Consider the following 510-nt stretch of genomic DNA (forward strand, 5'->3'; position numbering starts at 1 on the left):
CCTAAAGAGATAAAAAACAATGAAAACCGTGTCGCATTAACACCCGGGGGCGTTTCTCAGCTCATTTCAAACGGCCACCGGGTGCTGGTTGAAACAGGCGCGGGCCTTGGAAGCGGATTTGAAAATGAAGCCTATGAGTCAGCAGGAGCGGAAATCATTGCTGATCCGAAACAGGTCTGGGACGCCGAAATGGTCATGAAGGTAAAAGAACCGCTGCCGGAAGAATATGTTTATTTCCGCAAAGGGCTTGTGCTGTTTACGTACCTTCATTTAGCAGCTGAGCCTGAGCTTGCACAGGCCTTGAAGGATAAAGGAGTAACTGCCATCGCATATGAAACGGTCAGTGAAGGCCGGACATTGCCTCTTCTCACGCCAATGTCAGAGGTTGCGGGCAGAATGGCAGCGCAAATCGGCGCTCAATTCTTAGAAAAGCCTAAAGGCGGAAAAGGCATTTTGCTTGCCGGGGTGCCGGGTGTTTCTCGCGGAAAAGTAACGATTATCGGAGGAGGC

Annotated in this window: 1 protein-coding gene; it reads left to right on the forward strand. The window is 50.8% G+C overall.

Translation table 11 applies throughout. The annotated features are described in order from the left end of the window. The coding region (locus ACWHAR_RS32335; RefSeq protein WP_452089086.1) for an alanine dehydrogenase at positions 1 to 510 on the forward strand (510 nt) is incomplete at both ends.

It is taken from the genome of Bacillus sp. LR--39, from assembly GCF_053613335.1.